The 11,500-nt window shown below is 42.3% G+C and carries 9 protein-coding genes and 1 pseudogene; all 10 read right to left on the bottom strand.

Annotation, left to right across the window (positions count from 1 at the left end; translation table 11 throughout):
* Window positions 1-759: pseudogene (locus JL57_RS28495) on the bottom strand (RNA-guided endonuclease TnpB family protein); the annotation flags it as partial.
* Between the two features lie 299 nt (window positions 760-1,058).
* Window positions 1,059-1,376 (bottom strand): DUF6951 family protein, encoded by a 318-nt coding sequence (locus tag JL57_RS28490; protein WP_034145264.1) that lies wholly within the window; start codon window positions 1,374-1,376, stop codon window positions 1,059-1,061.
* Between the two features lie 87 nt (window positions 1,377-1,463).
* Window positions 1,464-3,029: a methylenetetrahydrofolate reductase C-terminal domain-containing protein gene (locus tag JL57_RS28485; protein ID WP_034145263.1), complete on the bottom strand. Its 1,566-nt coding sequence runs from the start codon at window positions 3,027-3,029 to the stop codon at window positions 1,464-1,466.
* Window positions 3,030-3,137: 108 nt separating this feature from the next.
* Window positions 3,138-4,970 carry an ASKHA domain-containing protein gene (locus JL57_RS28480; protein ID WP_034145262.1) on the bottom strand — a complete coding sequence of 611 codons (1,833 nt, stop codon included), beginning with the start codon at window positions 4,968-4,970 and terminating at the stop codon, window positions 3,138-3,140.
* 150 nt (window positions 4,971-5,120) lie between these two features.
* Window positions 5,121-5,744, bottom strand: a complete 624-nt coding sequence (locus tag JL57_RS28475) for an HAD family hydrolase (RefSeq protein WP_034145261.1) — start codon at window positions 5,742-5,744, stop codon at window positions 5,121-5,123.
* 139 nt (window positions 5,745-5,883) lie between these two features.
* The gene (locus tag JL57_RS28470) at window positions 5,884-6,687 is read right to left on the bottom strand and encodes a methyltetrahydrofolate cobalamin methyltransferase (protein WP_034145260.1); all 804 of its coding nucleotides are present in this window, start codon (window positions 6,685-6,687) and stop codon (window positions 5,884-5,886) included.
* Between the two features lie 336 nt (window positions 6,688-7,023).
* Window positions 7,024-7,650, bottom strand: a complete 627-nt coding sequence (locus tag JL57_RS28465) for a corrinoid protein (protein WP_034145259.1) — start codon at window positions 7,648-7,650, stop codon at window positions 7,024-7,026.
* 86 nt (window positions 7,651-7,736) lie between these two features.
* Window positions 7,737-9,179 (bottom strand): trimethylamine methyltransferase family protein, encoded by a 1,443-nt coding sequence (locus tag JL57_RS28460; RefSeq protein WP_034145258.1) that lies wholly within the window; start codon window positions 9,177-9,179, stop codon window positions 7,737-7,739.
* Between the two features lie 169 nt (window positions 9,180-9,348).
* A complete protein-coding gene (locus JL57_RS28455; protein ID WP_034145257.1) occupies window positions 9,349-10,551 on the bottom strand; it encodes a phosphotransferase in 1,203 nt (400 codons plus the stop codon).
* Between the two features lie 295 nt (window positions 10,552-10,846).
* Window positions 10,847-11,500, bottom strand: a complete 654-nt coding sequence (locus JL57_RS28450) for a corrinoid protein (RefSeq protein ID WP_034145256.1) — start codon at window positions 11,498-11,500, stop codon at window positions 10,847-10,849.

Below are 11,500 nucleotides of genomic sequence, written 5' to 3'. Positions count from 1 at the left end.
CCAGAAGGCCTTGGAACCTTTACGCTTTTTGGATATCTTTTTCGAAAGCTGAGCTAAGACTTTATTTCTTAATTGATACAACGACCGAAGTTCTCGCGCGGTGAGAATAAGGTGTTCTTTTCCATCCGTTAGAGTCAACGCATGAATCTCCCCTGGATCAGCCCCGGCGATGCCGGAGTCTGTAACGGTGATTAACTTTGGTTTCTCGATGGCTAGGTGAAGCCAATATTGATTGTAAGCCCAAACGATTTCGGCCGAATGGATAGACGTAAAGGGAATATGTTTGGGTCGTTTAATCACCAAAGACTCTTCATTTCGGCCATTCGAAAAGACAATGCAATCGGTCTTTTCTAGGTGACGGAGAGCAATTTTCTTATAGTTAACCGAGAAAAATCGTTTATATCGCCAAGGATATTTCCAATCGAGGTTTCCCTGTACTCGTTGCTCCCGGGTCCGATCGCACGTTTCCTGATGGAGTTCTATCGTCGCTTGGATCGTCTGGGAATGAAGTTTATGCGTTTTCGCATTAAAGAGCTTCTTCATTTGGCTCTCGGAACTCCAGACTCGATATGAACTCCAAAGCCACCAGTGAATATCCAAGATGTCATTCCAGAGACGCGCCGACTCCTTCCGAAGGCGATCCACGAGATCGTGTTGCTCCAGCTTAAGCCTCAATGGGATCTTCGAGACGAGAACATCGTAATCATGCTTCATATCCTTTGATGGATCGCTTTTACGTTTGGCTTGCTTGATACCCACTCTCTATTCACCTCCCTTCAAGTTAGGGAATGATTTGATTAGATTATATCAGAGAGCCACGACAAAATTATGTAGAAGAACGCAATTCATCCCCCACTTAAACACTGCGGAGTTTTGAAGTCGGGGGTCTTCTTGCTGACTTTGATAAATCAACTTGGAATTCCTGGGAAGCTGGATGGTATGTACTTATGGTTGACAGGATAGTGCAAAATCAGTGGGATTTTTAAAACAAAAGAAGGCCCATTAACGATCTTATCAATCGGCAATGGGCCTTCTACTTCTTCGTTAACGTTTCAAACTTACTCCCTAGTAACACTGATACTAGCATTTTGGGGCAAAGCCAACCCTGCAGCCACTTCTATGGTTTTTATAATCCCGGAAACACCCGGGCAACTGGGATGTGGGCTATATTTGGCAAAAACTTCATACACTTTCCCCATATGAAGTTTTTTAAAAATCTCTTGGAAAGCATCGACTTCGACTAATTCTTGAGCAATCTTTTGGTAATTCGGACAGTCACTAGTAATCTCCAATTTTACTTTATGCCCGTCCTCGCTTAGCGCTTTTACATTAATTGTAAAACCACATGCCCCCGCTTTAATAACTCCTGTTGCCATCATATTCACCTCGAACTTTAAATTTAGATTCTGAATCAAAGGGAGCAATCGCAATTTGACCATTAAAGAAATAATTAATTAAATCAATTATTTCTTTAATTTACTTTCTGGGCGCTTGATACCTAAGATAGGTGCTGAATGGTCTTTTCCTAAGAAGAAATTAGACCATGAGGACGTCTGATAGAAATCCCAGTTAGCGGGTGGCACCGGAGGAACATCTAAAGATGCTTCTTCACCATATTTCTTGAGTCTGGCATAAGCTCTGACCCAGACACATTTCTTCTCTTTTGGATAAACCTCACACCAACCGTCCAGGCTCCCGCCACAAGCCCCATTACGCTGATTTTTTGGACATTGGGACATAGGGCAAAGATAGGCTAAATCCAACATAGCACAATCGCCGCAATCCTTGCAATCAAGCATGACGACTTTGGCAAGATGCTCAACAGCATGCAGCCTCTTTTCAGTTTTCTTCTTACCCTCTGCTGCACGGTACATACTGCGCATCATGGGGAACAACTTCTTATCAGGTGTGAACATGAGACCATGCATTCCACGCATCAACGAATACATCGCTCCAGCTGGGGCATCTAAGGGGAGATTGGCTCGATTTGTAGGTCGATCTGTGTTCAAACCAGTTTTCTCATCTTTTTCAAAGTAGTAGAATCCATTCGTTTGAGGATAATCAAACTCTTTGACAAGATCTTGCCAATTCGGGTAAAGTTCTTCCCCTTTGTCAAGAATGTATTCTAATTGTTCGTATTTAAGGTTATGCCCGCCAATATGAACTCCGGCACAGCCTATGCCTTTCAAGATCGCGTACAATTTGGCGGCCCTCAACATCCGTTGACCTACCCCTTTATCCGCGGCGCCCTTTTCCTCATTGAGTTCTGCCAAAAGTTTGTCTGTGACGACACAACCAGGCAACTTGTTTTGATTCATGACATTAGCTGCTCCATAAGGCAGCACGTAAATATTTCCCACAACCGGAATATCTAACTTATTAACCTTCAGGAATTGGATGACTTCATGACATTTCCGAGCATCATACCCTAGTTGAGTGACGACAAATTGAGCGCCGCCTTCGATTTTCTTTTTCAGCTTGTAGTATTGAACCATCAGTTCAGCCTCTGTAGACTTGAACGGGGAAACAGCCGCTCCGGCAAAAAAGTCACTGGGTGCGTGATAAGTTGGTCCCTTCATTCCTTGAACTTCTAAGCCCTTATTCATTTCAGCGATCAGTTGTAAGGTATTAGAGGGATCGAGATCAAAGACTGGTTTAGGGCGTCCTTTAAATCCAGAATAGGTGTAGTCTCCTGTCATCACTAAGAGATTGCGAACTTTTGCACGATCTAAAGCGTATAACTGACTTTCCATCTGATTACGATTCTTATCTTTACAAGTGAAATGTACCAAGGGTTCAATCCCCATTTTGAGAATCTCCATGCCCAAATAATCAGCTAGGATTGCCGGATTACCACCAGGGTTATCTGTAATGGTGAGTGCATGGACTCTACCACCTTTAGCAGCTTGTTCTGCCGATGCGATAGCACTCTCTTGGGCCTTTTCATTGGCACCTCTTCCGGGTACAAGTTCCCAAGTTACAGAAAGTGTGTTTTTGTCAAGTATCGACTCTTTAAACTTATTTAACATTTAACAGACCTCTCCCTTTTCTCCAATATCGATCTTGTTTTCTTATTTCATTATAACCCTTCTTGGACTATAATTTAAGATGTTTTCCGGCAATTTTAAAAGATTCAATCAACTTAGGCGCTCTAAATACATGCTATTCATGAAGTAACTGGAAAATGTGGAATTTCCGCCCAGTTCCACATGGCGAATTTTAAGATATAACTCCTTGGCCTTCGTTAATTCTTGGTAATTCAGAAGAGCTCGTATAGCTCCTACATGCGCCGCATTACCAACCGATTTAATCTTATCTGGGGATATATCTGGAACAAGACCAATATTTAAAATGTTATTTGCTTTAAGATAGGTTGCAAAGGTCCCTGATAAAATAACTGAATCAAGCTCAGGTACTGTAATATCAGCCATTTCAACTAAGGTTTTAATTCCTGCGCAGACAGCTCCTTTGGCTAACTGCATTTCGCTAATGTCTTTTTGACTTAAGGTCACATCTATTCCTTGATCCGTACCATAAGCCAAGACAAATTCACGCCCTTTTTCACCTTTGCGAATCCGATTGGCTAGTTCTAGGGAAAGCCCTTCTCCCTTTTCAGGATCATAAAGTTTCCCTTGTTTGTTGACAACACCAGACTTTCTCATCTCATCGATCCCCTCAATGAGACCTGAGCCGCAAATGCCGACTGGTTTATGTCTGCCGATCACTTCAAAGGTTACTCCATCGTCCGTGATCGTAACTCCTTCAATGGCTCCCTGTTTTGCTCTCATTCCATGGGCAATGCCAGCACCTTCGAAAGCTGGTCCTGCCGCCGTAGAGCAGGCAATCATCGTGTTCTCGGTTTTTAAGAACAGTTCGCAATTCGTACCTAAGTCAATGAGTAAATGATTCCCTTCTCCCAAAACTTCAGGCGCTCCTACAATAGCCCCCATGGTATCTCCCCCAACAAAGCTTCCGATGTTTGGGAAGAGATGAACCTTAGCTTGAGCATTGATTTCCAGTCCTAATTCCCTCGCCGTGAACGTCAAGGGTCGATTACAGACTGAAACAAAGGGAGAAACTGCAAGATGAGAAACATCCAAACCTAGAAGAAGATGTTGCATCGTCGTGTTACCCACGATCGTCATTTTATAGATCTCGCTTTGTTGGATATCCGTCTTAGAAGCGAGTTCTTCAAGTAAGTGATTAATCGTTCTCCTCACAGCACTGCGTAAAGTCAAGGCATTCTCTCGACTTTCCGTAGCAAAGGAAATACGAGAGATTACATCCGCACCATAAGCTGTCTGTTGATTTTCCGTAGATACAACTTTCAGGACATCTCCTTGTAATAGATCGACTAGGGCGACTGCTACGCTGGTGGTTCCAATATCAATGGCTACACCATAAAGTCGTTTTGTCGTATCTCCCGCTTCGATATCCATAATCTCATCGTCAGAAGCTGTAATCGTTAAGGCGTACTTATCTGCCCGTAAAACGTCCGGAACCTTACCTAGGACATACAAGCTGGCCTTAGTATAACTCTTACCTGTGATCGTGCTTAGGGTATCTACGATACGATCCCAGTCCCCTCGTTCATCAGCAAGGGTTGGCTTGCTGGCCTGAATATATACCTTTTCCACCTTGGCATCTAAGGCAGTCGCCTTCATTCCGAGGAGAGCCCCTTCTTTTCGATCCTGGCTCTCGACAAAGTCCAGTTCAATAACCATACCCTCAGCAGGTACAACGGTACAGGCAAGCCTTATACCTGTCTTTAATTCAATGTCATTGAGATGCGCTAAATCTCGCTCACTTGGCGAAGAGACATGCCCAGTCATTCGAACTTTACATTTACCACAGGTTCCTTTGCCATTACAAACATTTTGCACGGGAAGACGATTACGGATGAGGGCTTCCATTAAGGTTTCATTTTCCTCTGTTGTTATGACTTGATTGGGGTAAATTGTTATCTCCATGACGACCTCCTATTAGCATATCGACTATCTGTCTTCCCCCAAGGCAAACAGTTCACCTGTCCCCTTGTTCTCCCACAGATACTTTCTCCTATAATTAATATTCGCCTCGTTTCATGGTTATCCTTCAAGATAACTCAGACTTATCTGTCATTATTCTACCTTTTCTAAGAAATTCGCCAGTTCTTTAGGAGTATTAAAGAGATGATCTGGAGAACCTTCCTGGAGTTTAGCGGGTGAATGCCATCCCCACGTGACTGCAATGGTCTGGGTTCCAGCATGTTTACCTTCGATCATATCTCCTTTAGTATCCCCCACATAATAGGCGGGGATTCTGGGATGTAAGGACATTGTGTTTTGAATCTTTTTAATTTTACTCTTTTCCTTTTCTGCCCCAATGACATCGATAAAACAAGTAATTCCGTTTTGGCTTAATATCTTTATCGTAGCACTGGACAGATTTGAGGTTATGACATAAACTAAGTGTTTTTCAGAAATACGTTGTAATGCTTCTCCTATGTCAGCAAAGAGTTCAAGATCTGCCAATTGTTCACCTTGTAAAATTTCATATCGCTTTAAAATAGTGTCAATCGTTGATTCATCCATACCGCGCTGCATCATAGTTTCGTAGACATTCCCTTCAAAAAGCCCGATCACATCATGCGGCTCTTGGATCCCTGTGAACCCATTCTCCAGACAGGCTTGTGAAAAGCGAGCTATAAAAACCTCAAGGGAATCAACGATAACTCCATCATAATCAAACATTACAAGCGCCACGTTCTACCTCCTAGCTTGCCAGTAGAATTCCTACTATTCTTAAGCGTACTGACTTGTCCATCAAGCATAGTACCCCTATTAAAGATGATCCCCTCCTCAAGCGAGAGAAGGGGATCATTCACTGATTTGCAGTTTAAGATTAGCCTAAGAAATCGAATTGTTTATTGCGGAAGGCCTTAAGATATTTGACACAATAGTCATCTCGTCCAGCCAGAGCCTCGGCAGTCACCAAGCTCGCCATCATCATCTTATCCAGCGGGTTGATGATGAGTCCATCCAACCCTTTGCCGATGGCCATAATAGCAAAGGCATGGTTCATGAATTTTCGAACTGGCAAGCCATAAGACACATTGGAAAGTCCGCAAATCGTATGGACCCCTTTAAAGCGAGTCATGATGGCTTCCACAGAGTTAATGAACTCAACTGCAAAGGTACTGTTGGTAGAAACAGGCTGAACCAACGGGTCAACATAAATATTATTAAGCGGAACATTATTTTTGACTAAGCCGTCAATCAGTTTTTCGGCAATTCTAAGCCGAGCATCCATTGTTTCGGGCATCCCTTCGTCACTCATGCAAAGGGCCACAACTTTTAAGTCAGTTCCGGCAACGACAGGAATTAAGGCATTATAACGTTCTTTTTCCAAAGATATAGAGTTAATCATCGCGATGCCTTTGTGCACAGACAGAGCCGCCTCGATGGCCTTGGGATCTGGACTATCAATGCAGCAAGGGGCGTCAACTGCTTCTTGAACTGTTTTCACTAGCCATTGCAGGTATTCAGGTTCTTTGCCCACAAAGATACCGGCATTCACATCGATAAAGTCCGCTCCTGCTTCATATTCGTCCTTAGCCACCTGTTGGATATATGCAGCATCCTGTGCTTTGATGGCTTCCCCAACAGCCTTGCGGCTTGCATTAATTAATTCTCCAACTACTAACATTGACTTTTCCTCCTCATATTTCAGTTCAACTTAATCCTCTTAGTGAATACTGCAAATTCTATGCCAACAATTATACTGGCAACAATCCCTCTTAATGACCTGACTCAAGCAAAATATTATCCCAAAAGGTCACTAATTAAATGGATCGGTATAAATATTCACTAACTTGTTACATGTCTCCTAAGTCAGCATCGACTTAAGTCTATCTGACTTAGATCCACTTAAGTCATTCACCCATTGAAAGGTCGTCATTCAAACTCAGATAACGGTAATGACTTAGTCAAGAATAAACTATAGTATAAGCTGAGATAAAATTCAAATCTTTAAAAAATGTTTTTATTTAGCAGTAAGTCGGCGAGCCGTCTCCACTGCTCCGGGAGCGTCAGTGCTCCAACCATCTGCCCCAATTTTGTTAGCAAAATCTTCTGAAACAGGTGCGCCGCCGACCATCGTCTTAAGGCTTAAACCCTGTTCGCGGATTGCTTTAACCGTGACTTCCATAAACGGCATCGTGGTGGTTAAGAGTGCGGACATGCAGATCACATCGGCATTTTTCTCCTTAGCCGTGGCCAGGAATTTTTCTGTATCTACGTCTACACCGAGGTCATAGACTTCAAAGCCGGCACCTTCCATCATCATGGAAACCAGGTTTTTGCCAATGTCATGTAAGTCACCTTTGACAGTTCCGATAATAATGGTTCCCTTTTTCTCGTTTTCCCCTTGAGACAACAATGGCTTAAGTACTTCAAGTCCGGCTTTCATAGCTTTAGCCGCCATGAGCATTTCCGGCACAAAGAATTCTCCTTCAGAGTAGCGTTGGCCAACTTCATCCATGGCTGCGATCAGACCATCACTAAGAATTTCAGAAACGTCAGTCCCACTAGCTACCTCTGCATTAACGAGAGTCACCACTTTGTCGATATCAAATTCAACCACTGCAGCAAAAATGTCTTGTACGCTCATTATTCTCTCCCTTTCCTATCGGCCGCTCTTGGCCGTCACGTTAAATTTCATGATTATGAATTAGTGATAAACTATTTACAATTAAATTATAGGCTCCATTTAGCGTCTCCCGCGACTAGTCCCTTAAAATGGTCACGAACTTTAGCATCCATTTCGTCGGTGAAGCGCGACTTATTAGGTTTGCTCAGAATTTTATTAGCTTCTTTCATCGCTCGGCTATGGGCATCCGGCTTACCTTGATCTTCCCAACGACGACGCATTTCTCTCGTCGCAACTTTAGGGAGAACTGCGATAGTACGCATATTCTTCATAGTATGGTCGGTGTCCATATAACTACCACCAGGTCCAATTTTAGCAATTAGATCTAAGCAGAGGTTCTCTTCGCTGTATTCATAGCCCTTTTTCATTCGTTTGAGCATTAAGGCGATTTCATTATCGATAACCGCTTTAGCAAAGTCAAAGGCCATCAGACTTCCTAAGAGACCACCCATATTGAAGAGGTCTGCCCCTGCCAGCAAGGCACCTGTGGTATTCATACCCGTCTCATAGCCGGATTGAGCATCATTTGAATGAGCATTCGTCAAGCCAATGTATCCACCGGAAGGAACATTGTAAAATCTTGCCATCTCTGTATGAGCCATTTGCATCATTCCGGTCTCGATAGCACCAGGTGCATAAGCCCCTGTCCGCATATCAGCAACCGTTGACAATACCGCATAAATCATAGGGGCACCCGGACGAATCATTTGGATTAGAGTTGCCAATCCCAAGAACTCAGCATTACCAAGCGTTAATGTTCCCATCAAGCTAAGTGGTGAGGTCATCCCTGCATTAGGCACAATCGTTCCATAGACTGGTAAACCTTGTTCAATCAGGTAGATAACTGCTTCCGTCGACTCCACATCAAAGGTCAAGGGAGAAACAACTGGGCAGTAGTGGTGGTTGATGAAGGGACGCTTACGATATTCTTCTTCGCTTCCTGCGATCAGGGCGCCTAACTCTAAGACTGTTTTGAGGTCCTCCATGTTGGGAGTATTACTACGGACAGGTTTTTTGCAGTTTTTCAAAGCAGGGTAAAAACGAGATATACTGAACTGCCCTTCTGGGGCATCATCAGCTAAGGTAGAAATTGAAAAAACATCAAAGCCTGGCAGTTCATTAATCAAATAAGCAATATTGGCAATATCGTCAGATGTTGCTCGACGTTCTTCGCCTGTTTTAGGATCGATAATATTAGGTGCTGAACTTCCTGTTACGACGATCGGTCGGTCTCCGGGCATTGTGACATCGAATTTAGGATCTTGGGCCGTAAAAGTATAAGTAGGAACAAACGACTTTCTAGCGTTCTCGACTACTTCTCTTGGAAACTTGACCATCATTGTCTCCATGTCAACTTGGCAGCCATTCTTAGCAAAAATTGCAAGTGCTTTCTCATTGCGAACCAGCATCCCAACGTTTTCAAGAATTTCCAATGAGGCTTCGTGAACGCGTTCTACTTCTACCTGACTAAATAATTTTGTAAATTCCACAATACTGTCCCCTTTCCATACTATCAATTTTTCTTTTACATCTCATTTATCGAGTGTAAGGTCTCCCGTTTCTATATGCGGGAGAAAAATTGGCACAATTCAATTTAGTGGTAGGGCAAAGACCCTTACTATATTACCGAGTGAATTCACTCTAATATGATTTAAACCATTATAAGGAGTTAGCAACGTCTGCAATCTCTGCTTTATGGTTTTCAATCCAATTCATCAAACGAACATTATGCTGTAAATAAGCAATGTACTCATACTCGTTCAAATTCGTTCCGGCATAGTAGGCTAATACATCCCAGTTAATCAAATAGATATTGGCAGCGGCAATCATCGTTGGCAGATACTCTAACTCCACTGCATTGAGCGGTTCAAGTCCTTTCAATTTAACCAATCTTTGTTGATATGCTTTTAGAAAGATTGCACATTTATCGAGAAGTAATACACCATCCTCGTCATCTTTCCAGGAGCAACAACAATAGGCTAGAGCAAGCGAAACATCAAAGAGCCGATGATCAATTTTAGACCAATCAAAATCAAAGATTCCCACAACCTTGTTATCCTCGTATTTTAAGTTGCCGGCATGAAAGTCATTGTGACAAGGTGTGTATGGCATTTTTTCTAGTATTTCATTGGGGATTCGCGAACTCTCAATAACCTCTAATATTGAGTCAAGCTTACTTTTATAATAGGTGTGAAACTTTGTGTCAATATCGGTCTGTGCTAAAGTCTTATATTTTTCCGGTAGAGCCAAGAGTAAATCCATGATCTTAGGTTCTACCCGCTCTAAACCATGTGAATTAAAATCTCTGGCAGCGTTATGGAACGTTGCGAGAACTTCTCCAGCGCTGGCACATTCTTCATCATTTAAATTAGGAGTATCCCAGGTGTATAAGTCCTCTCCTTTCAGAAATTCATACACCGCAAAATAGATATCCTTCTTCTTTTCTTTCGCTCCCTCGACTTTCTTGACAAATGTTGAACCATCTTTAGTACGAATTAATCCTGCCGCAATATCTAAGCCATGAGCTTTTGAGTATTCAATCATTAAATGTTCAAATGTTATTTCTGACTCTGTAATTCCGTATTTATATTTCCTCACAAAATATTCGTTCTTCTGTCCGTCTTTTTCAGTATAAATGCCAAAACTACGATTAACATATCCACCAAAAATTTCGTAAACAGCAGTAACACTCCCAAGATTATAAGGTTGAAGAGCATCAACGATTTGATTTCGGAGCAGGACTGATTCCATAGACTCAAAGAAATGAGCAGCAGCTTTTTTTAGTTCTTGACTTTGGGTAAACATGGAAAACGTTTGATCCACACTAGGTTCTTTAAGAAGTCTCATCTTTTTTGTGTCCACAGGCACCCTCCTCAAAATTATTACTCTCTAAATCGCAACCCTTCTCTATTTAAATATTATTTACTCTTTAATGCGCGATTAGTTTGACTATTGTTATAATAATAGCATCTAATGAAAACTTTTTTATAACACATTCCTGCTCGTTTTGACGCATTACAACCAATTGAATATTCGTACTATTTAGTACATATTGCTATTCTTTGTTGATATTAGCCAAAGAAGACTCTACCCTCACCTAAGCAAACTACAAAACACCCACTTGCAAGAAGTGGGTGTCTTAATTGCGGCTAGAAATTTAGCGACTTTTTCTACTAATGATCTTAGCTAGATTTTCTTCTAAGAAGACTCGAACTTCAAAAGCATCTTCAAAATAATAATCAGCCCCGATTGTCTTAGCATAACCTGAGTCGACAGGTGCACCTCCCACAATGATGACCAAGTTTTTACGAATCCCCATTAGCTCTAATTCGTCAATCACTTCTTTCATCACCGTCATCGTGGTTGTAAGCAAGGCAGACATCATAAGAATATGGGGTTTTTCTTTGCGAACGACACTGGCAAACTTTTTGGGCGTTACATCCACTCCCAAATTAATAATCTCTGCTCCGGTGCTGATGACTAACATCTTCACTAAGCTTAAACCAATATCATGAAGATCCCCAGCTACCGTTCCCATGACAATTTTAGCGGCAATTTTTTTATCAGAATCCTTTAGCAAGGGTTCTACAAGGCTTAACCCGGCATGCATTGCCCGAGATGCCATGAGAACCTCGGGGACCATCACCCTTTGCTCACGAAACTTCTCAGCTACACGATCCATTCCTGCGATTAAACCCTTTTCCAGAACAGACTCTGCCGAAAAACCCTGAGCTAACGCTTGTTTCGTTAGGGCCATGGTATTTTCTGCTTCTCCAGAAATAATGGATTTAATGATAGCTAGAAAAACCAT

The organism is Desulfosporosinus sp. BICA1-9 (assembly GCF_000802135.1).
The sequence above is the reverse complement of the archived record's forward strand: the minus strand, read 5'-3'. Positions and strand labels throughout refer to the sequence as shown.